We start from the raw sequence: 25,685 nt of genomic DNA on the forward strand, positions 1-25,685 counted from the left end.
CAAATGAAAAACCATCCTTATCGGGATATGACGGCCGCAATGGTACGCACCGGCATATTAGGATTCGGCGGCGGACCTTCCGTGATTCCGCTGATCCGCCATGAAGCGGTCAATAAATATAAATGGATTGACGATGATGAATTCGGAGAAATATTAGCAATCGCTAATGCGCTTCCCGGGCCGATTGCCACAAAAATGGCTGCGTATCTGGGCTTTAAGCTTAAAGGCACATTAGGTGCCATTGTGGCGACCCTCGCCCACATTCTGCCTACATGTCTTGCGATGGTGGGCTTGTTTGCGGCAGTAAATGTGTTAAGCCATTCAGCAATTGTTGCCGGCATGATAGGCGCCGTCACGCCGGTGATTGCAGTAATGCTCGGAATTATGGCGTACGAGTTTGGCCAAAAAGCCCTTAAAGGTTTCGGCTGGGTCACCGGCATTCTGTTTTTTATCATCGCTTTTATCGGCCTGCAAACGTTACAGATCAATCCCGGCCTTGTCATTATCATTTTCTTAGCGTACGGGGCGTTTCACTTTAAACTGAAAGACAAAGTCACAAATAAACATGATAAAGGAATGTCGGCCTCATGATATCTATCTATTTATTTATGGCGTTTTTTATCGCAAACCTACTGGGATATGGCGGCGGACCTGCGTCTATCCCGCTAATGTTTGAAGAAGTCGTAAACAGATACAACTGGCTTTCAAACGATCAATTCTCAAATATGCTCGCACTTGCGAATGCATTGCCGGGCCCCATCGCAACCAAAATCGCCGCATATGTCGGCTACAGTGCAGGCGGGTGGCCCGGCTTCCTGATTGCCCTGATCGCAACCGTTGTACCGTCGGCGCTCGCATTGATCGTCCTGCTGCGCATCATCCAGCGCTTCCGTCAATCCCCTGTTATCAAAGGCATGACACTGTCCGTTCAGCCTGTCATCGCGGTCATGATGCTCATTCTTACCTGGCAAATCGGCGCAGACGGCATCAAAGCGATCGGCTGGATTCAATCACTAGTGATTGCGGGGATCTCCCTCCTTGCCATGACAAAATTCAAAATGCATCCGGCATTTTTGATTATCGCGGCGTTTTTATATGGGGGCCTTGTGATCCCTCATTTATAGAAAAAAGCACCTGGACAGGTGCTTTTTTATTTTGGCCCAGAAATCCTGTTTGGTATATGGTTCCTCTCATTCTCACAGATTGCCCTGTATATAGGAGTCAATGAAAAAACTTGCAGATCCCGGCCTGCAAGTTTTACACGTGATTTTTCTGATAAAACGTTCGCAAAACATGTGTTTCAATGTCAACCAGGCGGACAGGGATCGGCAATCTGCTTTCTTGATTAAGCAGGCTCAACGTAATTTGATAACTGCTTTCTAAATCAATGTTATTTCCGCAAGACAAGAAAATAGGCTTCACATCCCGCCGCGTTCGCAGCGCCCGGCCATATACCTCGCCGTCAATGAGAATATCGGTGTATGCACCGACTTCATTTTCAGGCATCACGAAATCATAGCCTTTGATTTTGAGATAGGTTTTCGCAATCCCAATCGTCGGCTTACCCAGAAAAAAAGCCGCATGGGTGGCAACGCCCATATGGTTGTAATGCAGATATCCGTTGCCATCAAACAAGAAGACATCCGGATCCGTCTCCAGCTTTTTCGCCGCCTCGATGATCAAAGGCAGCTCACGAAACGCAAGAAAACCGGAAACATACGGCACGCTGATTCTCCCCATGCTGTGCACTTTTTCAATGACTTCTTTTGTATCAACGTCAATCACGAGAATACTGCACACTCCGTATGGTTCTCCGTTCTGCTCCCAATAGGCCAGGTCGACGCCTGCGCAGGTGTTGATGGAGTCTGGATGGATCGTGGGGGATAGGTTGATACGATTTTTAAGGGATTGTTGTGTTTGAACAAAATCCGATTCATCTTTTAGATGAAAATCGTGAATTTGATGTACTTTCATTTCACTAGTTTTCCTCTCTTTACTTCTTAAAAAAGACCGATTTCAGGATATTCATTAATAAATCTGATTCCATGTTCCATAAATAGTAACCATTCCATCCTTTAATCAAGAATCATTAAACCTACTTCCACCAAGTAGTTGTTACTTGATTTAAATGATATTCAATATATAAAATCACTTTTTTATAGTCATCTGATGAAAATTCTTTAATAGGATCTTCCCAATCATTATTTTGGGTATTAAAACCAGATAATTACCTTCAGGAGAAATGTCAGGAACCCAGCCTAAATCAAGTGTTATTGAAGATTGTTCATGATAAAGCTGCAACAAACTGTCTGTGAACAAAAACCAGGAATCATCATTCGGTTCTAAAGTTCTTGGGTCTATTTCAACAAAATGATTATAATTCACTTTCCATCCTTGTGTTATTCGTAGAGGGTGTATATTAGCTTTTGGAACATCTAACCTAACATGTTTTCTCACAATGATAACCTCTATAGTAACTAGTTAACTTCTATCTGATGGTATTAGCGAAGGCTCCTGTATCAATAATAATAGATGCCTCTTTGAAAAAAGCAGGTAATACAACCTGCTTTTTTATTAGTATTCATTTTTAATTTCTTTCATAAAAATATTATCCAATTGTTTAATTAATTCTTTAAGCTCAGTGCACACAATATCTTCTACCGGATTTTCCCAATCTTCGTTTTTTATAAGTTCAATACCGTAACTTCCAGTTGGATCCCCTTCTGGGTACCACCCTACGTCAAGCAACAAGTTTTTTGTCTTGTGAGAAATCTGTAGGAGATCTTGGTTAAAGTCAAATAACCAAGTATCATCATTTGCCTCTAGGTTCTTAGGATCAGTATCTTTTAATGTAATATAATCAACAGTCCAACCAGCCGGTATCTTTAGCCTTAAGAAATTTGGAATCTGTTGGCTTAGTGGCTGCAAACCCTCTAAAACCCCACTTCCCACACTCCAGATTTGATATTCTAACTCTTCTAATAATTGTTCTATCTCATTAAAAGACTCATCTTCATAAATCTTATCTGTTTTTAAGCCAGCTACTTTGATATGGTATTGATTATTTTCATAACTTACCTTAATAAAGGCCTTACGTTTTTCATTTTGTAGTATTAGTAATTCACATTTTTCTTGCATTCTTTTTTCTGAACATAAATTGTTCAGTACTACAGACCAGCCATTACAGATTTTTAATGGCTGCAGTTGAGAAATATGGTCTCTTTCCATCCCGCTTCTCCTTGTCCTTCATTGGCCAATCTTTAAAAAGCCTCATGATTGTAAAAAAACTTGCCGATAACAACACGGCAAGTTATAACTACAGCAATTCTAATACATCAGTAAACAAGGCATCTCCTAATGTTAATCTCCTGTTGAAAGGCTGTATATGCGGCAATTCACTCCACTCATACACAGTATCGTAGTAATCATATAAATAACTGAGTTCAATAAACCCTTTCTCTTGCATTATTTTATTAATATAGTTCGTTCCCTGAATGAATTCTAAAGATTCAGCGGTTCCTATAATGTCATAAGCGCCATCGATTAAATCGTGTCTTAGGGAATAACTATAATCTAATACATAAACAGGAACCAATTTAGATACTTTCATATTGATTTGCTGTTCTAAATGAAAACCATTTTCCCCAGAAAGATCTTGCAAATGGATATCAATTTCTCCTGAAGGATTGTTTAAATCTCTAACTTCAATTTTTTTCAAACCTTTTATTTGATTAAATTCATCAGGTACTTTTATTTTCTCTGCGCATTTGTTCTTGTACCATTCGTCTAATTCCCTATTCACAAATAGGCGATGAAGCAACTCACCAATTTCAGGATATTCATTAATAAATCTGATTCCATGTTCCATATTTTTTAACCATCCCATCTTCTTGAAGGCTCGCCTTTTTTCGTCTGCTTACCAGTTACAGGATCAAACTCTCCTAAATGCTCTGTTCTTCTGCGGTTCCACTTTTCTAATTTGCCATGCTGGGAATCCCATTGCCAATTAAATCCATCTCTATCTGTCCAAGACTTTCTTTTTAACCTCTCTTTTATTTGTACCATGCCTCTATCTTCCATCCACTTAGTTGGTTCCTTTAAACGATATCCATTGGAATTGTCTCCAACTATCTTCTCTCTGTCAGCTATCGCAGCATTGTATTCTTCAGTCCGTTTCTTCTTACTGTAGTTAGTACCATTATGAGCAACGTAATCATTTTGAGTCATCCCCTCAGGTTTTTCCAACCATTTAGGTTTTTTTGACTGGCTACTAACCATCTTCACAATCCCAAGATCCTTAACAGCCGTCTTTTCCACATCGACACGTACTGTCGGGATTCCGAATGTGAAGCCCTCCGGAGTTACTGGGCGTTCTGCGTACACGCGGACGTTTGTTGGGACTTTGAATTGTTTTACTTTCTCTAGTGTTTTGTTTGCTTTTTGGACTTTTGAATGGGTTGCAAGCGGTATGCCTTTGTCTATATGTTTCGCCAATGCACCGGCTCCGACCAAACTCAATGCCGCTTCCAGCACTCCTTGCTTCCGCTTCTCCTCAGACACTTTATTTCCAAACATATCCCGTCCCGTGACAGCTTCTGAGAATCCATTAGAAGCAACAAGGCCGTATGCGCCCATTTCAGATATTTTGAGAATATCTAAGGATTTGCCTGTTTTGTAGGCATCTAAAGCGTGTTCGGCCGCAATAGCCGCTTTTCCGGTTTTGTAGATGGCTTTTCCGCCTTTGAAGGCGCGGCCTGCCCAGCCGACGACCGGTATGAAGCCAGCTGCTGCCATAGCTCCTGCTGTCACACGTTCTGCGGTGGAGAGTTTTTCTCCGGTAACCGGATCAACACCTTCGGTTGCTCTTTTATAATCATAATAGCCAGTGACTTCTCCAGTAAAGTTGCAAACTCCATCCCATGTTTTCTCGTACCATGGTTTATTTGCTTCTTCTTCAGCCTTTTCCTGAAGCCGTCTTGCTTCTGCTTGCTGTTTTTTTGCATCGATATATGTTGTTCCCTGTTTTTCTACTTCAATGACGCTTTTGTAGACTTCATTGCTGTGGAATGCTTTTTTGTCATAGTACATAGGGGATGCGCTTTTCCCGTTACTGGTGGCCTGCATGAGAACGGAATATTTGCTGAGCACTGCGCTGTCCAGAGATTCTAAATTTTGATATTCAGTGGTCAGAGACTCGTCAAGCTTATCGACTGCTGTGATCGTGTCACGTCTGATTTTTTGAGCATCGCCCATCTTATCGGCATAGTCGTCAAGCGTGTACATGTCGAGATCAATAATATCGCTGATTCCTGACAAAATGGAATCGATTTCCTCTTTATGAGCGGAGACAATCCCTGAGGCTTTCAAATCTCCATTGGGCAGCTCATGATCCAAAAAAGAAGTTTCCACATATGAATCATTCAGTTCTTGATCTTTAATGTCTCCTGAAATGCCATTTAAAAACGCAATTTGAGCAGAAACAAGCGTCAGCCAGCTTTCGACGATTTCTGCCTGTCCCTGAAAGAAATCTTTAATATTGTCCGCGCCTTTTCCTTTAAAATTGTCGCCTAAATCCGCCACTTCCTGAAATGCTTTTTTCAGCGTATTCAGCTGCTCCTCAAGCGTCTCATATTGCTTTTTTCTGCTCTTCGCTTCTTCGATTAAAGATTTAGATTCAAATACTTTGCTCATCGCACTGCCCTTTCTTTTCTATTTTACAGCTATCGCCTCGTCCTGCTCTTTGAGTGAATCTACGTTGTCCTTTGTATCCTCGATATTTTTCTGCACCGCTTTTTTATAGTCTCCGAGCATGGTTTTGATGTTCTCCTCACGCTCATGATATTTTTTCGTGTAATCGAGGCTGTTTTTTCCATTTGATCCTGCTGCGCCGATTGATACGTCAGCCAGCGCGTCTTTGACAGAATCCAATGTTTTGATGACTGTGTCGTACTTCAGCTTAATTTCTGACATAAAAAAAGATCACCACCATTTTAGTTTGCTAATTTGTCTTCCCGCTTCTTCCACGAACTCTTCTCCTTTAGCAAGAAGGTCGCCTGCGGCATTCGCTGCGCTTTTTGTCAAATTCAGCTCGAATTTCTCTGTTTCAAGCCAAAATATTTTGCTTTGAATCGAAGCCATATACTCGTTATATTTATCATTCACAATCTTGGATGCCTCCGATTTTGCGTTTTCTCTGCCCTTGTCGAAATCATCCGCTTTTGTTCCCGTCCAGTGCTTGCCTAATTCCGGTTTCACAATGTCTTTGATTTCAGTAATTGCCTCTTCTTGCAGTGTGTCTATGTCCTTTTTTGCTTTTTTCAGCTTTTCGATCTTGTCTTCTACGTCGGAAATTTTTCCGTTGAGCGAACTTTTGATATCCGCTAACATACTTTCATAACCCATCTGATTCACCTCTTAATACTCAAAAAGTCGTATGGAGGGGCTGATGAAGATAGACTTTTCCATACTTTATTTCCATATATTATATTTTAAAATAGCCAGAAGGCGGCTTAAATAGGGTAAACGGCTTAATTTCGACGTATAATGCTCGCAATGTGTAGGTCTATAATCTTGTTTTTGTTCGTTATACAGCCAACGAAAGCGTTTTATAAGATGAAAACACCTAAAGTCGTAGTTATAAAGACACTTGAAAGAGACAGATGTTGATGATCTGTCTCTTGTCGTAAGAGCATATTTTGTTTTTTCACTTTAAACCGTAGTAGAAAAGAAAAAAACTGGCTTCCAGCCAGTTTTCTCTTTTCCATCTATTGAATTGCACCTGACGGCACAACCGCCTTTCGTCCGACAGAATAATACTCCACTCCTGCAGCCAAAGCTTCATCCAATGTGTAGCAGTTTCTGCCGTCAAATATGAGCGGCGTTTCCATCAAATCCTGATAAGCCTTTAACGGGAATTGTTTAATGTCAGCCCAGTCGGTTAAAATCATGACGGCATCGGACCCTTTAACAGCTTCCTCGATCGTCTCTTTATATTCAATAGCTTGCGGGAGAACATGCTTTGCATGGCTAACTGCAATGGGATCGTAAGCTCTAATACGGGCGTCGAGCGCAGCGAGACGGTCTGCAATGACAATTGACGGCGCTTCCCTCATATCGTCCGTATTTGGTTTAAATGACAGGCCTAAAAGGGCAATCGTTTTTCCCGTCACCCCACCGAGCCTGTTCAGCGCTTTATCAACCAGCATCGCCTGCTGATTGTTGTTGACTTTGATAACCGATTTCAGCAGTTCAAAATCATGCTCGACATTGCCGGCAATTTGCACGAGGGCGTTTGTGTCCTTTGGAAAACAAGAACCGCCGTAGCCAATGCCCGCTTTTAAAAACTGGCTGCCGATCCGCTTATCCTGTCCCATCCCGTAGGCGACCGCTTCGATATCGGCGCCGACCTTTTCACATATATTCGAAATTTCGTTTATAAAACTGATCTTAGTGGCCAGAAAAGCATTTGAGGCATATTTGATCATCTCGGCGCTTCTGATATCCGTTTTGTAAATCGGGATTTGAAACGGACGGAAGAGCTCCTCAAGCGTATCTGCTGTTTTCTTATCGGCTGTTCCGATCACGATCCTGTCTCCATGAAACGTGTCAAAGATCGCCGACCCCTCACGCAAAAATTCCGGATTGGATGCGACAGATATGCTAACAGGCTCCGCAAGATGTTTAGAGATCAGCCCCTCAATCAAATCGTTTGTCCCGACGGGCACTGTGCTTTTCGTTACCACGATGGCATCCCGTTTGATATGCCTGGCGATGCGTTTGGCCGCATCTGTAATATGCTCCAGGTTGGCGTGCCCATCGCTTTTCTGCGGTGTGCCGACCGCTATAAAAATAATGTCTGCCTGTGCCAAGCCTGTCTCATAGCTCGTTTCAAAGTTCAGCCGTCCATCAGCTGTATTTTTTCTCATCAGCTCTTCAAGACCAGGTTCAAATATGGGGGAAATGCCCTTTCTCATTTCATCAATCTTGTGAGCGTCAATATCAATGCAGGTTACATGATGTCCAATCTCAGAAAGAGAAACACCTGTCACAAGACCGACATAGCCTGTTCCGATGACTGTAATATTCATTGTTTCCCTCCAACAGTTAAATTGCTGCTTTGCAGCTTCCGTAATATCGTATGAGAACATCCTATCATGAATGCGAATGATCTCCCGCATAGCCTGTCGGGTACAGCCTGTACAGATTTCTGAAATGTGATTCAATCATACAAACACTATTATATCGCTCTCAAAAAGAAAGTGGTGAAATGAGAATCGGCTGTTAAAAGAGACCAAACAATTTTCTTCTTTTGACCGGCTGCGGAGGCTGTCTGAAGATGGTCTGATTCCGCAGGAGAAGCTCCGCATTTTCCGTCAGCATGTAAGGAAGGTCCGGGCCGAATTCTTTCTGTAAAACATAAAGGGCCTCTTGAGTGTGAAAATTTCTCGTTTTCACATTATGGGCATCTGAGGCTACGAAATGTATCAAATTGGCTTCAGCCAGCCGGAGAGAAAATGCTTTCACCTGCTTGCCGAAGGTCCCCGCAAGACTTCCTGACGTCATCTGAGATGCTGCTCCTTTTTCCACAAGATGATACAGCAAGGAGGGGTTTTCGCGAATTTCCCTGTTGCGTTCAGGATGGGCGATAACCGGAATATATCCTTTCAGCTGCAAATCATAAAAAAGCTGCTCCGCATATCGGGGAACCTGATCAAACGGAAACTCAATCAAGATGTATTTTGTGTCATTCAGCGAAAGAAGCTGCCGTTTCGCAAGGTCTCGTTCCACATCGCCGTAGATTCTGATCTCCTGTCCCGGAAGCACATGTAAAGGGATGTCTTCTTTGATTAAACGTTTGTTTAACAGATCTGCTGCTTCTCTGACTGCGGCTGGCTCGTTTTCATACACACCGTTTTTATGATGAGGTGTCGCAATGATCGTCCGGATTCCCTGACGAACAGCGGCCTTTGCCATTTCTATGCTGTCAGCTGAATCGCCTGCCCCGTCATCCATTGCCGAAAGAATGTGACAGTGAATATCGATCATGTCCTAGCCCCCTTTTTCACAAAAATAAATAACGGGCACGATGCACGTTATTTATTTTGCATGAAATTGTCTTTGTTTCCGTAATATCCGTATTCAGAGTGCTTTGAAAGCTTTTTGCCGTTCATAATCGCCCCAAGGAGCTTGCTATTGCACGATTCAAGCGCTTCTTTCGCTTTTGCGGCTTGTTCTTTTTCTGTTTTCCCGCTTGAAATAACCAGAACAGAACCGTCTGCCACGTTGCCTAAAATCTGTGCATCTGCTACGGCGAGAATAGGCGGCGTATCAAAAATCACCATATCATATGCCGCACTCGCTTCGTCAACAAGCTCCTTCATCCACTTCGAGGAGAGAAGCTCGGCCGGGTTTGGCGGGATCGGGCCGCTCGTCAGCACGTCAAGATGTTTTGCATTCGAGGCTTGCACAGCTTGCTCCAATGAGCGTTTCTTTAATAAAACAGATGTTAAGCCAACCGTGTTCTCAAGAAAAAAGGCCGTATGTACTGTTGGTTTCCGCAAATCAGCATCAATCAGGAGCACTTTTTTTCCCTGTTGGGCAAATACGACAGCCAAATTGGCGGCCGTTGTTGATTTCCCTTCCCCCGGACAAGCCGATGTTATCATGACTGATTTCATTTGCCGGTCCACTGAAGCAAATTCTATATTCGTGCGAATCGTCCGATATTGTTCAGAGTTCAAGGATTTCGGTTCTGTCATTGCAATGACATTCCTGCGCATCCAAGAGCCTCTGCTTTTTCTAAGCGCCAAAATGTCCACTCCCCGTTTTTTCAGATTGGAAACCCTGTATGGCCTTAGCTGTTTTCTGCTCATTCGCAATGGTGGAAACCGTCCCTAACACAGGTATGTCCAGCAGGGATTCGAGCTGCTCTTCCGATTTGATCGTATTATCCAAATGCTCAAGCAGGAAGGCCAGTCCGATGCTTCCCGCCAATCCGGCCGCAAACGCGATGGCGATGTTTAGAAGCGGCTTTGGCGATACTGGCGACGGCTGTTCTGAAACCTCGGCTTTTGACAAAATGCTGACATTATCAACATTCATAATGGATGTGATTTTGTCTTGAAAGACAGACGCGATGGTATTGGCAATATGAGCCGCTGTTTCCGCGTTTTCATCCCTGACCGATATGTTGACCACTTGGGAGTCCTGTTCGCTGGATACGGTAATTTTGTCATTCAGTTCTTGGGATGTCATCGACAGGCCCATTTCTTTAATGACTTCATCTAAGATGGCAGGACTCTTAATGATGACATTGTACGTATTGATTAACTGAAGATTGGTTTGAACATCGTTAAATTGGACTTCTTTTCGGTCGTTTTTCGATTGATTGACCAGAATCTGAGTTGAATTTTCATAGATGGGTGTAAGTGCGAAGAAACTAATGAGTCCGCCTGCAGCAGTGGCAGCTGCGGTTACAATCATAATCAAAAGTATGCGTTTTGTTAACGTTGATAATATCTCTTTTAAGCTAGTAGATTCTCCCATGATACCTCCAAATCTCTTATAACATCCTTTTCCATCTACGATTATACAACGTTGAAACCGCATTTCTCCAGCTTTTCACGTGACATAATTCGACATTTTTTTACAAAACGTTATGTTCCTTCTTTTTACGTAAGCGCTTTATTAACTGTCTTGACAATGCTGCCTCTTTTTCTCTTATTCGGGCAGTCATGTAATCTCGCATAAAAAAATCCCGCAAAAGGCGTGCGGGATTTTTATGTTGCATATCCATTTTTAATATGAGAAATCAAATTTTCAAGCATTTCCTTCGTCGTCATTTCAGATGACTGCTCACCAATTTCATGTGCATGCATCAAAATTTTCAGAAATTCTTCTTGATTCAATTTCTTTTCACTCATCTTTTTTTTCCTTTCAGCTTCCATAAGTTGAAAACACGATTATTATATGATGCCGGTTATCAATTTGCAATCTCTAATACATCATTCGACACATCCCATTTTTTATGTCCTTTTTTAGGAAAAACTTTTTAAGGCCGATGTGTTGCGATATAATAGAGAAATTGGATCTTTTTATTACGTGACTCGGTTAGGAGCGATAATCATGCTTCAGAATATGATTTCCAAAGACGATGTGCTGGCATCTGCTGAACAGTTAAAAGAACTTCTTCCTTACAATGAGGAAAATGTTCAGCTGATCAAAAAAGCCCTTATTTTATATCGGCAGGATTCAGTCTATCGTTTACAAGCAGTGAGTCCGACGGAAATTACGGCTTACGTGCAGGATGTTGTGCCTGTGCGGGTCACATTGAACTTGTTTGTCATAGTCAAAAGCGGCTGTTCATGTCCGTCCGGAAGAATCTGCCGCCATATGCTGGCTGTGTTTTTATATGTATATGCAATGTTCGAGCGAGTGGGTACTTTTACAGAGTATTGGCTGGAGAGGGAAAAGCTTGAGGAAAGCAAGGAGCTCGTTCGCCGCCAGTTTCAGGAAAAGGTGCTGCCTAATGAAGAATCGCTTTCAAGCTGGCTCACTTTTTTTGATTCAGAGTTTTCTCTCTGGCAGGCACGCACGCCCGAAGGCAGCCAAAACATGCAGGGCCTCTATTACGGCTACCTGTCCGCATTAAAAAAACATGCGCCGAACAAACCGGAGCTGAAAAGCCTGTATCAGATTCATTCCGCGATTGCGGTTTGGCTTCGCATGTTCACATTGATCGAAGCAGGCAAGCTGAACCCCGAACAAGATTTTTATTCCCTCAATCCGTACGTTGAACAGCTGATGGATACAATCTACAGCTCTATTGATAAATTAAAGACGTACGCACTGTCTTTTGCGCTCGATCCATTTTTGGATAAAACACCGGATGTTATCCGGCATTTGCTGTTGAAAGAAGAAATTTTCCAATATGAACGCATCCGAGTCTTTGGTGAAATTTGGAGTGCGCTGCTTTCGCGTCCAAAATGGGTGACACGCGAACTGGAGATGTTGAAAAAAGAAGCAGGAAGGCGTTTTTCTCCTGAATTGCAATTCGGGCGCCTGCATTTGGAATTCCTGCAAAAGAATGATGACGTTATTTTTGCGGAAGTTGATCAATTCCCGCCGGAAGCGCTCCCTTATACATTCCAATGGCTGAGTGAAATGACTGCCAAGAAGGACTGGAAGCGGCTTAAAACATGGTACCAGCAAATTGAACCGATTGCGATGGGTTATACGAAGCTGGATAAGCCGTTTAAAGAGATTCGCGATGTAATCGGCGAGCTGTTCCTTCTGCTGAATGCCTATGTGAAGCAAACCAATGATCAAGCGCTGTTTGAACGCTATGCCGCGGGCTGTCTGCCGTATACGTTCACAGAATACAGCCATCATTTATATGAGAAAAAACGCTATGCCGAGTGGATTGAAATTCACAGCCTTGTCGGCTTTTCCATCAATGAAATGGATAAAATGATGCTGAAGGAAATTGCAGCGAGCGACCCTGAGGCGCTTATACCCGCTTACCATAGAGAAGTGTCCTTTTTCATTGATCAGAAGAATCGCAGCTCGTACAAGGAAGCTGCCCGGTATTTGAAAAAACTGCGCACCCTGTACAAAAAAGCGAAGAAGCTGAAGGTGTGGGAGCGGTATATTCAGCAGCTGAGCTCACATTACAAGCGCCTGCGCGCGCTTCAAGAAGAACTGCAGAAAGGAAAGTTGATTGATGGCGAGTCTTAAAGAAATTCTCATCCACGTCGAACAAATGGAAGATGGATCATTTACGCTCTCGGCCTTTGATGGGAATGAGCAGCCTCTTCCCTACAGCCATATGAAAAAGCATTTGTTCCAATGGCATGAATCCTCATTTTACGGAACCTTTCTTGAGGATGTCAGCTTCATCGGGACGACTGCTGTTCTGCTATCTCCATGGATGACTGTAGAGCTTCTCGGCAAAAACTCGTTCAACTCATTCAGCTCCGTGCAGCTTACAAAAGAAACGGAGCCGCTGATCGAGGCGGCATCGACCATCTATGAATTTATCGCAGACGGCGATTTTATGCCTGACTATGAAGCATGGACAAACGGTGTTTTTCGATGGAAGGACCGCGACAATATATTGGAAGGCTTTACTGCGGAATGGTTTTCCGCTGCTGTTCAGGATTACATCCAATATGACGATGACTTGCGGGAGAAATGGGAACACATCAAGGAGAAATCGCCTGCGGTTACGACATTCCGCGGCCATTTTCTTGATGAAGAGGATTTTTTGGAGGGTATTGGCTGGATTGACGATCAATCTCCATTTACAGTCGGCTTGCGCTTAAATGAACCGGACTTTGACGGAGACGATTGGAAAATCGAAATGTTTTTACGTGATAAAAAGAGCGGTGCTGTAGAATTTTTTGACGGGCTGAAGAGCCTCAAAAAATCGTGGCAGGCGTACAGCGATAAAATTGCGCGTGAGCAGGACCGCTTTCACAGAACGGTTCCGTGGCTGTCATTTGATTCCGGTACGACCCTGATCTCTGAGGAAGAAGCCTGGATCTTCCTATCAGAAGCAAGTGAGACGCTTGTCGATATGGGCGTTGAAATTTTGCTCCCATCCTGGTGGCAGATCGTCAGAGACAGCAACATGATGCTGAAGGCAAAAGTGTCGTCCGCCCCGCGCGGCGAGTCATTTGTCGGCATGAATGCGCTGCTTGATTTCAACTGGCGGTTTGCGACAAATGGAATTGAGCTGACCGAGGCTGAATTTAATGAGCTCGTCGCCAGCAACAGGCGCCTCGTTAATATACGCGGGCAATGGGTAAAAATCGATCCGCAGTTTATCAAACAGATGAAACGCCTGATGGAAAAAGCGGAATCGGAAGGACTCCACATGTCTGATATTCTGGCGCGCGAACTAATGGATCAGGGGGAAGGCGGGCTTGAGGATTCAGATCTGATTGATACATCCGCTTTTGCCGGTATTCAATTTGATCTGTCCAAACAGCTCAGGTCACTGATTCGAAAGCTCACTGCCGCAGAAAACCTGCCGGAGCACGAAGTCAGCCCTTCTTTCCAAGGGACACTCCGCCCTTATCAGAAATACGGCATGAACTGGCTGCTGTTTCTGCGGGAAAGCGGTTTTGGCGCCTGTCTGGCTGACGATATGGGGCTCGGAAAAACGATTCAAATGATCGCCTATTTCCTGCACGTGAAGGAAAGCGGCCGGCAAAAAACGCCTCATTTGATTATCGCGCCGACATCCGTACTCGGCAACTGGCAGCGGGAGCTTCAAACCTTTGCCCCTGATCTGTCTGTCGCGCTCCATTATGGGCCGCGCCGTCCAAAGGGTGATGATTTCGCCGCGCATTACGAAAACGCAGACGTGGTGCTCACTTCATACGGGCTGTCACATGCCGATGCTGAAGAGCTTTCTTCTGTGACTTGGAACACGATTTGCCTTGATGAAGCGCAAAATATTAAAAACGCGCATACAAAGCAATCACGTGCAATCAGAAAGCTGAAGGGGCTTCATCATATCGCGCTGAGCGGCACGCCGATGGAAAACCGTCTGACTGAGCTGTGGTCCATTTTTGACTTCATGAATAAAGGCTACCTCGGCAGTTTGACAGGCTTCCATAAACGCTATGTGCTGCCGATTGAAAAAGACCGGGACGAAAAGAGAATCGGACAGCTTCAGCAGTTAATCCGGCCATTCCTTCTCCGACGGACGAAACGTGATGAAGAAGTCGCGCTTAATCTTCCTGAGAAGCTGGAAGAAAAAGAATTTATCCCGCTGTCAGCCGAACAGGCATCACTTTATGAGCAGCTTGTCAAAGACACTTTTGACCATATGACATCACTGACCGGCATGCAGCGAAAAGCGCTGATCCTCAGCATGCTCGGACGGCTTAAGCAAATATGCGATCATCCCGCGCTCTATTTAAAGGAAGAGCAAACCGAGCTGCTGGCTGGCAGATCAGTCAAGCTCGAAAAATTGCTGGAACTGATGACAGCGATCCGCGCCCAAAACGAAAGCTGCCTGATTTTCACGCAATACATTCAGATGGGGAACATGATGAAGCGGCTGCTTGAAAAAACGTTCGGGGAACCTGTGCAATTTTTAAACGGGAGTCTCTCCAAGCAAGAGCGGGATACACTCGTTGAGAAATTCCAGAGGAAAGAATATCCTACACTGATACTTTCACTCAAAGCTGGAGGCACGGGTCTTAATTTGACCGCCGCCAATCACGTCATCCATTATGACAGATGGTGGAATCCCGCGGTTGAAAATCAAGCGACTGACCGTGCATACCGCATAGGCCAAGAGCGCTTTGTCCACGTTCATAAAATGATCACGACTGGAACAATTGAAGAAAAAATTGATGCCATGCTCGAATCGAAGCAAACCCTGAACGATCAAATTATCCAAAGTGAAAACTGGATTACCGAGCTTTCCACACAGGAGCTCGAGGAACTGTTTACATTAAGCGCAACAGCGCAATGATCATGACAAAAAAAGCTGGCTCTGATAGAGCCAGCTTTTTTCCCGTTCATAGCCGTCACGCCGAATTTCCAAAGAATCCGTTACGCCGGTTATCAACAGGATGCACTTTTGGTGCAGCACATATACCTACAGCAAATGCTTAATCATATGTGCAACACCATGTTCGTCATTGGTCAAGGTGACAGCGTCGGCTATCGCTTTAATATCTTTCCGGGCATTGCCCATCGCTACCCCTTTTCCCGCAGCCTCAAGCATCGATTTGTCATTTAAACTGTCACCAACAGCCGCGGTTTCCTCGAGCGGAATGCTCAGCCGTTCCGCAAGCCTCTTCAGCGCCTGCCCCTTGGAAGCTTTGCGGGAAGAAAGCTCAAAGTTGTGCTCAGCCGAACTGACAAGCGTCAGATCTTCAGCGTGCTCATATCTTTTCCAGCCTGCCTCAAGCTTTTCTTTAAAGAAAGAAAAGCCGAGAATATTATAAAAATCGATTGGCTGATCCGCTTCAAACAGCTCTTGAAAGGAATTAATGTAAGCAAAGCCCGATTGGCTGTATTGCACCTCGGCCGCCTGCATAAGGACAGAAAGATCCGCTTCCGGATTTGCGCTTCTGAATCGGTCCAGTTCAATTTCTAAAAGTTCTCTGCCGTTTTGCGGTGTATAAATGGCTGAACCTGAGAATACCTCGTAATAATAGTTTTCTGATTCAAGCCATGAGAGAATGTCATACGCCCTTTGCTTATCAATGGTTTCGTGATGATAAAGCCTGCCGTCGGGATCGTGAATGACGGCGCCGTTTGCGCTGATGACCCACGTTTTGATCTCCAGCGGTTCAAAAATTGACCTGACATCAAAATGAGCGCGTCCAGTTGACACCACCACTTCAATGCCGTCCCGCTGCGCCTGCCGCAGTGCGTTTTCATTTTCCAAGCTCACCTGATGCCTGCTGTTGAGTAAGGTTCCATCTAAGTCAATCGCAATTAATTTCATGTTTGTCAGCCCTTTCCTTCATCCTGCTCTGTCACGAGAAGCTCCACGCCGTTGCGGTCAAGCAAGTCACAAAATGCCTGATTCGGCAGCCTGTCTGTGATCAAGAGGTCGATTTCATTCAGCTCCGCATACTGATAAAAACTGGTGCTGCCCAGCTTCGAATGGTCTGCAAGCGCGATTACCTGCTTTGCCTGCTGAATCATTTTCCGCTTCACCATGCCATCTTCTTCATGCGCAATTGTAATGCCATGGTCGGAAATACCGACCACACCGATCACCGCTTTATCGACGTGGTAGCTTGAGAGCTTTTCAATCACAGAGGCGCCGTACAAAAAGCGGTGCTCCTTTTCCAGCTTTCCTCCCAGCAGATAAATTTCAATTCCTTCTTTATCGGACAGCACATCCGCAAGATTAATTGAGTTGGTGATTACGGTACAATCAACCGCATTCAAATGCTTTGCACATGCCTGAACGGTTGTCGAAGCATCTAAAATCACCCGGTCACCATCATGAATAAGCGATGCTGCAAGCCTGCCGATCTTGTTTTTTTCCTCAGACACTGTTTTCAAGCGGCCGGAATAGCTTTGAATTTTCTGATGAACAGTCGGCAAAATGGCGCCGCCTCTAGTGCGGATGATGGCATTCTGTTCCTCCAGCTTTACTAGATCGCGTCTCGCTGTATCCCTTGACACTTTCAGGAGCGTACAGATTTGCTCTGTTGTAATTCGGTTATGCTGTTTTAAAAAATCCAAAATCGCTACTAATCTTTCTTCTTGGTACACGCCCTCATTCCTTTTCTTAGCAATCATCTTTAAGTAATTATAAGTTTTTGATTAATTTTATTCAATACAATTAAGTGCTTTTAAGCAAAAATGCATCATAGGAACCAATTTTTCCTAAGTAAACAAAAAGAAAGAACCAGTCTGGTCGACTGGTCATTTTTGAGGGGATGATGCGGAGATCCGAATGAGTGAATGGATAGAAAATGGGAGGAGCGGGGGATTGTCAATCAGCAGCTTTTTCCCGGGGTTTAGGGTCCATAAAACGAACAGTGTCAGCCAACACTTCTGTTACATACACGTTAACCCCTTCTGCGTTTTCATAGCTTCTTGTCTGAATCCGGCCGCTTACGCCGACGAGAGAACCTTTTTGGCAATACAACGCGGTGTTTTCAGCTGTCTTTCTCCAAAGTGTGCAATTGACGTAATCAGCTTCGATTTCACCTGAAGCATTTTTGAAGCTGCGGTTCACCGCGAGCGTAACATGTGCCACTGCCGCACCGGCGGAAGTGTAGCGAAGCTCGGGATCTTTTGTAAGACGTCCGACAAGCATGACCTGATTGAACATGCGATTCCTCCTCTCCTTGCGGTTGTATGTATTGTAAATGATGCAACAAGAAAAGAAAAACGCTTAAAAATGGCTTTCAGCCTCTGTTTTTATCTTTCGTTTTCATTTTCCCTTCAGCTAAAAACATCTTTTGCTTTTTCCCTTTAAAGAAATATGTACTTTTTAAAAATCGGAAAAAGATTTGCTTTGTCAGCCAATTTTGCGTATTCATGCGCACATAGGAAGAACCATCCCACGCAAACCACTGAAAGCTCAATTTTTTTTCCGGCATTGACAGCTTGATTTTATACTGCTCCATACCATCTTGTGTTTCGTATAAAAAACTTATCCTTCCTTTTTTGTTCAGATGGACCTCAAATACTTCCTTACGGCTTAACATATATGTTACTTCCTTTTGAATCAAATGGTTTTCAGAAGGAGCGCCGTCAATATAAATTTCCTTTAAACGAAATTGATTCATACCACATCTCTCCGTATTCCATAGTCAGTTACAGTATAATGAAAAAATAGAAATTATTAAATGTTTCGCTAATACTAAATTCTGTGGGACCATCATTACAGCATTTTTTCCTCGAAAACGTTTATGTTATAATGGAAGGCAAGAAATCTTTGGAAGTAATCGGGGTGAGAAGAAATGAAAACCTTTAAACTGGTTGACCTGAATGTGGAACGAGTGGACAAGGAAGAACAATCAATTGAACAGTTTCCTCTTATTGACGGACTGATTATCAATAAAGAAGACGGTGAAAATCACTGGCTGATTGAAGCGCTTGTACAGAAAGAACATCTGACTTTTTTTGAACAGCTTCAAAACAGCCAATCTGAAGCCAAAGTATTTGTAACGATTACGAAAAAAAGCAATCGCCCCGCCCAGCTGACAGCAGCAGTGAAAAATATCGTCAAGCTGGAAGAAAGCATACAGGTTTTACTCTACGGACAAATGGTCACAAGAAAACAGCAGGGCACTGAGACCATACTCGAATCCCTTGTAAAAGAGGGCTATACAGGAACAAAACTTATTGAGGCATTTAAGCAAAAAATATAAAAATGAGGGACCATGTCCCCTGAAACCGGAAAGAAGCGAAAAAGCTGCCGTTTGAGAACGGCAGCTTTTTTTCGTGCTTTCACTCTTGCATAATTAATTTGTATGGCCAAAAGAATCAACCAATTCCCCTTTCACAACGAGGCGCCCTTCGGTTTTGACCGCCTTGTCACATGTGATTAACGTAATCTCCTTTTTGTTTGCCTCCTCAATTATATCTGCATCCATTTCCGATACGATGTCTTTAGATGTCACAGAATAGATATAATCCTTTTTAAAATCCGTGATGACAATTTGGGCACCTGTTTTTACGTTTTCCAGAGGTCCGAACAGAAGACTCTTTTGCTTCAAATGATGGCCCGCCAACGGATAATTCCCCTCGCCCATTTTTTGATCCGGGCGCATTGTTGCCGCCCCTATCAATAGATTTTCGTTGGTTGTTCCTTTTACGATCGGAAGCTCCAGATCGACACTTTTAATTGTTATCCGCCCAATAACCGCTTTTTGATCGTGATCAAAGCCGGCCTTTACGGCATCCATCAACTCAGGCGGTTCGATTGAATCAAATTCAAATTCTGCTTCTCTCTCATTATTTTTTTTCAACTGCTCCACAGTTAAGGCCGATTCACTTTGGCTTTTGCTAAGATAGGCTATGATTCCTCCTTTGATATAGGGAGAAGAGATCAGCAGCAGTCCTAAAAGAATGAACACCGTAATGATCATTTTTTTGTACATGCAAAAAACCCTTTCTTATGCTTCCTTCTAAAAATGCGCCTTGTCAGTTTCACTTTTAAAAAAGCACCTGATCGGTTCTTCAATGATCAGGTGCCTTCCTATTTATCCTTTTCTTTGTTTCTTTCTTGAGGCAACAGCTAAGCCTCCGCCTGCCATAAGCAGCAGAATGCCAATCATGGCCGTCAGCATGCTGTCTGTATCTCCGGTTTTCGGAAGGGTTTTGTCTGTGTTCGTCTGACCATCCGAGCTGCCATCTGTACCATTGGTATTCGGATGATCTCCATCATCTTTTCCATTTCCGCCCGGTGTAGGTTTATCAGGATGATCATGCTTATCAGGCGTTGGTGTTTTCACTTTTTGATTAGAAACAACGATCTCAACAGCTTTAGACTGTCCTTTTTCAATTGTGAATTCAATCGGTGTTTCGTCAAGTTTATAACCTTCGGGAGCCTTCGTTTCAATCAACTGGTAGCTTCCCGGCGCAAGGCCTTTTACAGTGAACTGCCCATTTTGATCTGTTTTCCAGAGTTCAGAAAGCTCTTTTCCATACCCGTCAGTTTTTACAGGCTTGCCGCTTTCGTCCAATAACTTGAATTCAGCGCCCTCCAAAACGGTATTTTTATCGTCTTGATCCACTTTTTTCACATTTACGTCACCTGGTGCCAATATGTTTTCCGCGGTGATTTCGACTGGTTTCGTGTCTGTATTTGTGATCTTGAACGATATAGGAGTTTGGTCCAACTCATAATTCTTAGGCGCTTTTGTTTCGACAAACTGATATTCGCCAGCTTTAAGGCCGTGCACCGTGATCTGTCCTTGGTCATCCGTAACCAAACCGGACTTCAGCACTTTGCCGTTGGCGTCTGTCAAATTGAACTCTGCGCCTTGCAGAACTTTATGTTGATCATGCTGATCCACTTTTGTAAGGACAACCCGGTTCTTCGTATTAACCGCTGTCACTTCAATTTGTTTAGGTTTACCGCCGTTTTCTGCCTTAATGGTGAATGGCACAGGGGTGGCGGATAATAGATACCCGTCTGGCGCCTGTTTTTCGATAAATTGATAGCTTCCCGGCGCTAACCCGTCAACTTCAATTTTGCCGCCTTCTTTTGAGACTAAATCGTCTCTCACTGTTTTCCCATTGCTGTCAGTGATTTTGAATACCGCGCCTGCTAAGCCTTTTCCATCTTGGTCTTCCTTCGTCAGCTGAACCGATCCTTGATAGTTTACGATGATCCCGGCATCTGCGGCTTCAGGCTTTCCTGCTGCTGATTCAGAAATGATAAACTCTTTTTTCTCCGTGTTTAGCACATAACCGTCTGGCGCTTTCGTTTCAACAAAGGCGTAGCGTCCCGGCGCAAGGCCCGACGCCTTTACTTTTCCATCTTTATCGGAAGTCAGCTCTTCTTGAACCGTATTTCCTTTTTCGTCGACAATGTTGAAAACTGCACCTACAAGCTTCTTGCCTTCAGCATTTTCCTTCGTCAACTCAACGGAGCCTTTATGGTTAATGGCGATCCCGGCATCTATAGCTTCAGGCTTTCCTTCAGAGGAATCAGAGATCTCAAACTCAATTTTCTCTGTGTTCAGCACATAGCCGGCTGGCGCTTTCGTTTCAACAAAAGCGTATTGTCCCGGTGCAAGGCCTGAAGCTGCGACTTTCCCGTTTTTATCTGAGGTCAGTCCTTCTTGAACCGTATTTCCTTCCTTGTCGATAATCTTAAAGACGGCTCCTTCAAGCTTCTGGCCATCTGCATCTTCCTTCGTCAGCTCAACAGAGCCTTTATCGTTAACGGCGATCCCGGCATCTGCGGCTTCAGGCTTTCCTGCTGCTGATTTTGAGATGGTAAATTCTTTTTTCTTTGTATTCAGCACATAGCCGGCTGGCGCTTTTGTTTCCACAAAAGCGTAATGGCCCGGTGCAAGGCCCGAAGCCTCAATTTTTCCGTCTTTATCTGAAGTCAGCTTCTCTTGAACGACCTTTCCATCTTGATCGACAATGTTGAATACTGCGCCTTCAAGTTTCTGGCCTTCAGCATTTTCCTTCGTCAGTGAGACTTTCCCTTGATAGTTGGTCATTTTTCCTAAATTAACGTCAGACACTTGATTCTTTTCATTCTTTGCGATTGAGAAGTGAATCGCTTTTGTATTTACGATAAAGCCTGCAGGAGCTTGTGTTTCTGTCAAGCGATAGTAGCCCGCCGGCAAACCGTTCATTTCTACTTTTCCGTTTTTATCAGATTTTATATCTGTTCGTATAAGAGTATAGGTGCCGTCATTTGACTTTTTCTCCAGCTTGAAAACAGCACCCGCCAAAGGATTGTTTTGTTCGTCTTGTTTGATAAGCGTCACCTTGTTCTGTAGATTTACGACTTTGTACAGCGCTCCTGTCTTGGAGGAGTTGCTGTCTATCTTCACAGAGACTCCTTTTGCATAAGCATCACTGATGGTATATCCGTCAGGCGCTTTTACTTCTTTTAATACATAGGAACCGTAGCGAATATTTCCGAATGTAAGCTTCCCGCCGGCATCCGTCGTGCCAGTGCGGAGGAGCTGTTTGGAGTCCTCAGACCATAACTGGAATTCTGCTCCTTCAAGAGCTTTATCGTCCTCTCCAGTCTTAAAAATCGTCAGGCTTCCTTTTTCTCCAGATCCGGAACCGTCGCCGCTTGAAATGGCAACAAAGATCGAGCTGCTGTTTTCTTGAGTCTGCTCCTTCACATTTGTTCCTGAAATGGACACCTTATTTTTAACATGGCCGCTCGTGCCGGATATGTTAATCAGAGACCGGTATTTGATCACATAGGCGCGGTCGATTTGCTTATAGCTGCCTATGAATGTCAGGACAAACGATTGTTCACCTGTTGTATTGTCCGTTTTGATGTCTAACGTGTAGTCTTTATCTTTTTGAAGCTCGACATCTCCCGCGGTCAGATTTCCGCTGCTGTCTTTGACCACTCCGTTTTCATCGTATTTTGCTTGATATACTTTAAAAGAATCCGCATCTAAAATTTGATTTTCATCCGGCGTGTCAGTGACTTTTACATCATCCAGCGTTGATTGGCTGGCGTTGACATTGATGTTCCAATCGATGTAGTTTCCATTTTGTTTGCCGCCTTTGAAAACCAGGCTTCCTCCGTTCGTAACTGAAACAGAGCCCGTCAGCGTGCGGTCTGCATAGCCGTCATTATAGTAGGTTGCCTTGTTTGTGTATTGATTCTGATCAATGACCTGTCCTTTGAGTGATGTCTTAAACTCAATCAGATATGGTACAGAATCGCCTGTTTTAAGATGTACCGTCAGAGTGCGTTCATTATTCGCAGAAGGCTCTTCGACATCATACTTAGAAGGATCAAGCGCGTCTCCTTCTGTGATCGAGCCGTTTTTATTGATCGTATAGCTCTTAACGACAACGGAACCCGGCACAAATTGCTGAGGATCTGTTATGGCATCTTTGATATAAGGATTTTTCGTCGGCTCGCCGTTATAGTTGACGCCGATTTTCCACGTGATTTCCTTTGAAACCGCGTTGTATGAGCCGTTTTTGAAACCATTATTTGAAGTCTGATGATTCGGCGTAAAACCGCTTGATACTTTATTCGTGCGCTCATTGCCGTTTTGATCAGTCCATGTCGACTGAGCTGTATTCTTAACGCTTTCGTTAGAATAATCGGCATTGAATGTTGTCGTATAAGTGATCTTAAATTGACTGTCTGTTTTTGCATAATCCCCGATCAATGCCAAAGTATAGCCTTTATGATCCGGTTTTTTTGTAAACGTGTAGTCTTTGTCTTTCTGCAATGTTTTGTTGTTCGTTATGTCTTGAAGCTTGAACGATTCATCAAGCAGAACCATTCCGCCGCTTTCAAATTGATCATCCAAAGTCCAATTGTTCATCAAGTATTTATTTTTATTAACTGTAATCGTCCAATCAACCGTCTTCTTCTCATAATCTACGTTTGAATATCCTTTGATGAGATTCTGCTGAATGGCTATTCCGGAAGCTTCTTTTGAATCCCCTGTTCCGGTCACCACGCTATTGGTGTATGTTGTAGATTTATCAATGATCACTCCGCTGTTGACCTTTGTTTGATATGTGATTTTGTAAGCGCTGGTAATGGTTTTATTAAATTTGATTTCAAATCCGCTTCCATTATCGATCAGCGTGTAGTCTTCGCCTTCCTTTAAAGGCGTTCCCGCTTGCTCGCTGCCATTCTGTCCAAAGGTAATAGGAACAACCTTCAAGGAATCTTTTACAAGATGCAAATCGCCAGTTCCAAAAGAATCTTTAATGCTGGCCTTGGATTGGTCGATCTGTTTCTCACCGTAGTTGTATGCAAGAGCCCAGCTGAATGTTTGAGATTCTCCATCATAGCCTGTTGATGATTTCGCGATCATTTTTCCATATTTGGCTGCAACAGTGGCTTCTGCAGAAATGGGTTCCAGATGATCTCCGCTGAATGCTGCCTTGTTCGTCAGCGTTATATTTCCGCCTTCACTCGGCTTCGCACTATTGTCAATGTCGGTTTCATATACAAGGCGGTAGGCTGAATCAATTGTCCCGTCAAATGTGACATTTCCTTTTGAATCAACACTGTAGCCGGAAGAAATTTCATTTCCTCTGCTGACAGAACCATCAATGTTCACATTGAGTTCATACACTTTAACTGAACGGTAGTTTACGCCATCTGGAAGGCTTTCCGTGAGTTTGGCATTCTTGACTTGATCCAACTTTTTATTGACATCGACCGTCCATGTTACTTTACCAGGGTTGATGCCTTTATCCAGCACACCTGATTTATCAATGGTTTTACTCACATTGGGTTTAAAATAAACTGTTGTTTCAGGAGTATCGGCATTCACAGGGAATGGAATCTTTTGTGTTGTCGAACCCGTTATTTTTTTCTCGTTGAACTGCGTATTGATAACCAAAGTCCCTTTGACATTAGAACTTTCTTTTATCTCGCCGTTAAATGTCATCACCACATGTCCGTTCGTATCAATAGAAAATGTCCCGTAGGTGGTGTCTCCGGCGCTTAAAGGCAGGTTCACAAGGTCATTATGCATAATAAATTCTTTAGGCAAATCAAATTCGTATTTATCGCCGGCATTGATTGTTTTTCCTAAATCGTCGGGAATGGCCCAATCAATTGAAATTTTCACCGGAGAATTCGTATTGGCGCGATTGCCCTTGTCATATGGCTCTCCGTTTGCGTCGGTCAATGTCACGCCGGTTAAAATATTTTGCGTGATTTGTTTTTCTTCAGTTTGCAAGCTTTTGAAAGCTGATTGACTTGAGGATGACACTTTTTTTGAATCATCACTCTTAGAGGATTCGCCGCTCTTAGAGTCATCTGATGGCTGCTGTTCTTCCTCTTTTTGATCCTTGCTGACTGGAGGTGCAGATTTGTCATCTGTCTCTTCCTGATCACCCGCAGTATCAGAAGAGTCATTTTTTGGCTCTTCCGCCTCGGCATCTGGTGTCTCCTCTTTTTTAACTGGGATGATCACCTGCTGGGTTTTGCCTCCCCCTAGCTGAAAAAGGGCTGCTGCTGTATGTTCGTCGTCTTTTACATCTGCAGTAAACTTAGCTGGCAGTGTAATGGTACCCTTGGCATCAAGAGAATCCCCGGATGCAGTTGTTAATTTTACCGTCATGGTGCTGCTCCCCGCCGGCACTTGATAGCTGCCGATGACCTGATCAGCAGATTTGATCTCACCTTCTGCACCTTTATCAAATGTAAAGCTTTTAGGTATCTCCACATTGATATCCTGTTCGCTATCTGCTTTTTTGTCTTTTTTCAATGACCATTCATATGTCAGTGTCACTTCGTCCCCCGGTGTTAGTGCCGGTTCGTTTCCTTTTGATCCGTCAACAATCTGGCCCTTGGCGTCCTTAACTGTTACCGAATCGAAGAATTGACTGTCACTTGGCGTTACGCCTACAGCCTGTGCTGTAAGAGTATAGCTGGCGATCTGGCTGAAGAAGAAAAAGATGGCAAGGCTTATGATCATGACGATCCGCCCGCTTTTTTTCAGCCCTAAGGGAAAACTCCTCGTTCTCAACTTTTCATTCCTCCCTCTCAT

Annotated in this window: 23 protein-coding genes; 5 read left to right on the forward strand and 18 right to left on the reverse strand. The window is 43.8% G+C overall.

The window, feature by feature from the left end; all coding sequences use genetic code 11:
* The first annotated feature begins 3 nt into the window (after positions 1-3).
* Positions 4-591 carry a chromate efflux transporter subunit ChrB gene (chrB, locus tag BLL41_RS09185; RefSeq protein WP_071577610.1) on the forward strand — a complete coding sequence of 196 codons (588 nt, stop codon included), beginning with the start codon at positions 4-6 and terminating at the stop codon, positions 589-591.
* Positions 588-1,124, forward strand: coding sequence for a chromate resistance efflux protein ChrA (gene chrA / locus BLL41_RS09190; protein WP_071577611.1), 537 nt, complete (start codon positions 588-590; stop codon positions 1,122-1,124). The genes chrB and chrA overlap by 4 nt, the downstream gene beginning before the upstream one ends.
* A 133-nt stretch (positions 1,125-1,257) precedes the next feature.
* On the opposite strand, the gene BLL41_RS09195 is transcribed toward chrA, so the two are convergent.
* The 12 genes from BLL41_RS09195 to BLL41_RS09250 all read right to left on the reverse strand — a co-directional run bounded on the left by BLL41_RS09195 (position 1,258) and on the right by BLL41_RS09250 (position 10,922).
* Positions 1,258-1,974, reverse strand: a complete 717-nt coding sequence (locus BLL41_RS09195; protein WP_071577612.1) for an endonuclease V — start codon at positions 1,972-1,974, stop codon at positions 1,258-1,260.
* 174 nt (positions 1,975-2,148) lie between these two features.
* The gene (locus BLL41_RS09200) at positions 2,149-2,457 is read right to left on the reverse strand and encodes a hypothetical protein (protein ID WP_240508157.1); all 309 of its coding nucleotides are present in this window, start codon (positions 2,455-2,457) and stop codon (positions 2,149-2,151) included.
* A gap of 117 nt (positions 2,458-2,574) precedes the next feature.
* The gene (locus tag BLL41_RS09205; protein ID WP_071577613.1) at positions 2,575-3,228 is read right to left on the reverse strand and encodes a hypothetical protein; all 654 of its coding nucleotides are present in this window, start codon (positions 3,226-3,228) and stop codon (positions 2,575-2,577) included.
* A gap of 88 nt (positions 3,229-3,316) precedes the next feature.
* Complete coding sequence (locus tag BLL41_RS09210; protein WP_071577842.1) at positions 3,317-3,868, reverse strand: hypothetical protein; 552 nt, start codon at positions 3,866-3,868, stop codon at positions 3,317-3,319.
* 5 nt (positions 3,869-3,873) lie between these two features.
* The gene (locus BLL41_RS09215) at positions 3,874-5,691 is read right to left on the reverse strand and encodes a T7SS effector LXG polymorphic toxin (RefSeq protein WP_071577614.1); all 1,818 of its coding nucleotides are present in this window, start codon (positions 5,689-5,691) and stop codon (positions 3,874-3,876) included.
* Between the two features lie 18 nt (positions 5,692-5,709).
* Entirely contained in the window at positions 5,710-5,970 is a 261-nt protein-coding gene (locus BLL41_RS09220; protein ID WP_003221757.1) for a YwqI/YxiC family protein, read from the reverse strand.
* 9 nt (positions 5,971-5,979) lie between these two features.
* Positions 5,980-6,402: a YwqH-like family protein gene (locus BLL41_RS09225; RefSeq protein ID WP_014115436.1), complete on the reverse strand. Its 423-nt coding sequence runs from the start codon at positions 6,400-6,402 to the stop codon at positions 5,980-5,982.
* Between the two features lie 362 nt (positions 6,403-6,764).
* On the reverse strand, positions 6,765-8,087 hold the full coding sequence (gene uglF, locus BLL41_RS09230) for a UDP-glucose 6-dehydrogenase UglF (RefSeq protein ID WP_071577615.1): 1,323 nt from the start codon (positions 8,085-8,087) through the stop codon (positions 6,765-6,767).
* Between the two features lie 193 nt (positions 8,088-8,280).
* On the reverse strand, positions 8,281-9,045 hold the full coding sequence (locus BLL41_RS09235) for a tyrosine-protein phosphatase (RefSeq protein WP_071577616.1): 765 nt from the start codon (positions 9,043-9,045) through the stop codon (positions 8,281-8,283).
* Between the two features lie 47 nt (positions 9,046-9,092).
* Entirely contained in the window at positions 9,093-9,809 is a 717-nt protein-coding gene (ptkA, locus tag BLL41_RS09240; RefSeq protein ID WP_071577617.1) for a tyrosine-protein kinase PtkA, read from the reverse strand.
* On the reverse strand, positions 9,799-10,545 hold the full coding sequence (gene tkmA, locus BLL41_RS09245) for a protein-tyrosine kinase activator TkmA (protein WP_071577618.1): 747 nt from the start codon (positions 10,543-10,545) through the stop codon (positions 9,799-9,801). Before tkmA ends, ptkA begins: the two co-directional genes overlap by 11 nt.
* A 233-nt stretch (positions 10,546-10,778) precedes the next feature.
* Positions 10,779-10,922, reverse strand: a complete 144-nt coding sequence (locus BLL41_RS09250; protein WP_003242876.1) for a YwzD family small protein — start codon at positions 10,920-10,922, stop codon at positions 10,779-10,781.
* A 202-nt stretch (positions 10,923-11,124) separates the two neighbouring features.
* Here BLL41_RS09250 and BLL41_RS09255 point away from each other — a divergent pair, with 202 nt between their 5' ends.
* Positions 11,125-12,735 (forward strand): SWIM zinc finger family protein, encoded by a 1,611-nt coding sequence (locus tag BLL41_RS09255; protein WP_071577619.1) that lies wholly within the window; start codon positions 11,125-11,127, stop codon positions 12,733-12,735.
* Positions 12,722-15,490, forward strand: a complete 2,769-nt coding sequence (locus BLL41_RS09260) for a DEAD/DEAH box helicase (protein WP_071577620.1) — start codon at positions 12,722-12,724, stop codon at positions 15,488-15,490. The genes BLL41_RS09255 and BLL41_RS09260 overlap by 14 nt, the downstream gene beginning before the upstream one ends.
* Before the next feature lie 126 nt (positions 15,491-15,616).
* Here the strand turns inward: BLL41_RS09260 and ywpJ are convergent, their stop codons facing one another.
* The 4 genes from ywpJ to ywpG form a co-directional block, all read right to left on the reverse strand.
* Positions 15,617-16,474: a phosphatase YwpJ gene (gene ywpJ / locus BLL41_RS09265; protein ID WP_071577621.1), complete on the reverse strand. Its 858-nt coding sequence runs from the start codon at positions 16,472-16,474 to the stop codon at positions 15,617-15,619.
* A 5-nt stretch (positions 16,475-16,479) separates the two neighbouring features.
* Entirely contained in the window at positions 16,480-17,256 is a 777-nt protein-coding gene (gene glcR, locus BLL41_RS09270) for a transcriptional regulator GlcR (protein WP_071577622.1), read from the reverse strand.
* A gap of 223 nt (positions 17,257-17,479) precedes the next feature.
* Entirely contained in the window at positions 17,480-17,821 is a 342-nt protein-coding gene (ssbB, locus tag BLL41_RS09275) for a single-stranded DNA-binding protein SsbB (protein ID WP_014665657.1), read from the reverse strand.
* 76 nt (positions 17,822-17,897) lie between these two features.
* On the reverse strand, positions 17,898-18,281 hold the full coding sequence (gene ywpG, locus BLL41_RS09280; RefSeq protein ID WP_014665658.1) for a DynA interaction protein YwpG: 384 nt from the start codon (positions 18,279-18,281) through the stop codon (positions 17,898-17,900).
* A 174-nt stretch (positions 18,282-18,455) separates the two neighbouring features.
* Here ywpG and BLL41_RS09285 point away from each other — a divergent pair, with 174 nt between their 5' ends.
* Complete coding sequence (locus BLL41_RS09285) at positions 18,456-18,866, forward strand: YwpF-like family protein (protein ID WP_071577623.1); 411 nt, start codon at positions 18,456-18,458, stop codon at positions 18,864-18,866.
* 93 nt (positions 18,867-18,959) lie between these two features.
* On the opposite strand, the gene BLL41_RS09290 is transcribed toward BLL41_RS09285, so the two are convergent.
* Both BLL41_RS09290 and BLL41_RS09295 read right to left on the reverse strand, forming a co-directional pair.
* Positions 18,960-19,598, reverse strand: a complete 639-nt coding sequence (locus tag BLL41_RS09290; RefSeq protein WP_071577624.1) for a class A sortase — start codon at positions 19,596-19,598, stop codon at positions 18,960-18,962.
* Positions 19,599-19,700: 102 nt separating this feature from the next.
* Positions 19,701-25,664: a SpaA isopeptide-forming pilin-related protein gene (locus tag BLL41_RS09295; protein WP_071577625.1), complete on the reverse strand. Its 5,964-nt coding sequence runs from the start codon at positions 25,662-25,664 to the stop codon at positions 19,701-19,703.
* Between the last annotated feature and the right edge of the window lie 21 nt (positions 25,665-25,685).

This window comes from Bacillus sp. FMQ74, from assembly GCF_001875785.1.
Taxonomy (GTDB): Bacteria; Bacillota; Bacilli; order Bacillales; family Bacillaceae; genus Bacillus; species Bacillus stercoris.

What these genes read in the sequence shown, in the direction of transcription:
- BLL41_RS09215 (WP_071577614.1), bottom strand. Translation starts at nt 5,691, where the DNA reads ATGAGCAAAGTATTTGAATCTAAATCTTTAATCGAAGAAGCGAAGAGC.
- BLL41_RS09220 (WP_003221757.1), bottom strand. Translation starts at nt 5,970, where the DNA reads ATGTCAGAAATTAAGCTGAAGTACGACACAGTCATCAAAACATTGGAT.
- BLL41_RS09210 (WP_071577842.1), bottom strand. Translation starts at nt 3,868, where the DNA reads ATGGAACATGGAATCAGATTTATTAATGAATATCCTGAAATTGGTGAG.
- ssbB (WP_014665657.1), bottom strand. Translation starts at nt 17,821, where the DNA reads ATGTTCAATCAGGTCATGCTTGTCGGACGTCTTACAAAAGATCCCGAG.
- chrA (WP_071577611.1), top strand. Translation starts at nt 588, where the DNA reads ATGATATCTATCTATTTATTTATGGCGTTTTTTATCGCAAACCTACTG.
- ywpJ (WP_071577621.1), bottom strand. Translation starts at nt 16,474, where the DNA reads ATGAAATTAATTGCGATTGACTTAGATGGAACCTTACTCAACAGCAGG.
- BLL41_RS09235 (WP_071577616.1), bottom strand. Translation starts at nt 9,045, where the DNA reads ATGATCGATATTCACTGTCACATTCTTTCGGCAATGGATGACGGGGCA.
- BLL41_RS09285 (WP_071577623.1), top strand. Translation starts at nt 18,456, where the DNA reads ATGAAAACCTTTAAACTGGTTGACCTGAATGTGGAACGAGTGGACAAG.
- BLL41_RS09225 (WP_014115436.1), bottom strand. Translation starts at nt 6,402, where the DNA reads ATGGGTTATGAAAGTATGTTAGCGGATATCAAAAGTTCGCTCAACGGA.
- BLL41_RS09195 (WP_071577612.1), bottom strand. Translation starts at nt 1,974, where the DNA reads ATGAAAGTACATCAAATTCACGATTTTCATCTAAAAGATGAATCGGAT.
- tkmA (WP_071577618.1), bottom strand. Translation starts at nt 10,545, where the DNA reads ATGGGAGAATCTACTAGCTTAAAAGAGATATTATCAACGTTAACAAAA.
- uglF (WP_071577615.1), bottom strand. Translation starts at nt 8,087, where the DNA reads ATGAATATTACAGTCATCGGAACAGGCTATGTCGGTCTTGTGACAGGT.
- BLL41_RS09250 (WP_003242876.1), bottom strand. Translation starts at nt 10,922, where the DNA reads ATGAGTGAAAAGAAATTGAATCAAGAAGAATTTCTGAAAATTTTGATG.
- BLL41_RS09205 (WP_071577613.1), bottom strand. Translation starts at nt 3,228, where the DNA reads ATGGAAAGAGACCATATTTCTCAACTGCAGCCATTAAAAATCTGTAAT.
- chrB (WP_071577610.1), top strand. Translation starts at nt 4, where the DNA reads ATGAAAAACCATCCTTATCGGGATATGACGGCCGCAATGGTACGCACC.
- ywpG (WP_014665658.1), bottom strand. Translation starts at nt 18,281, where the DNA reads ATGAATCAATTTCGTTTAAAGGAAATTTATATTGACGGCGCTCCTTCT.
- BLL41_RS09260 (WP_071577620.1), top strand. Translation starts at nt 12,722, where the DNA reads ATGGCGAGTCTTAAAGAAATTCTCATCCACGTCGAACAAATGGAAGAT.
- BLL41_RS09290 (WP_071577624.1), bottom strand. Translation starts at nt 19,598, where the DNA reads ATGTACAAAAAAATGATCATTACGGTGTTCATTCTTTTAGGACTGCTG.
- BLL41_RS09255 (WP_071577619.1), top strand. Translation starts at nt 11,125, where the DNA reads ATGCTTCAGAATATGATTTCCAAAGACGATGTGCTGGCATCTGCTGAA.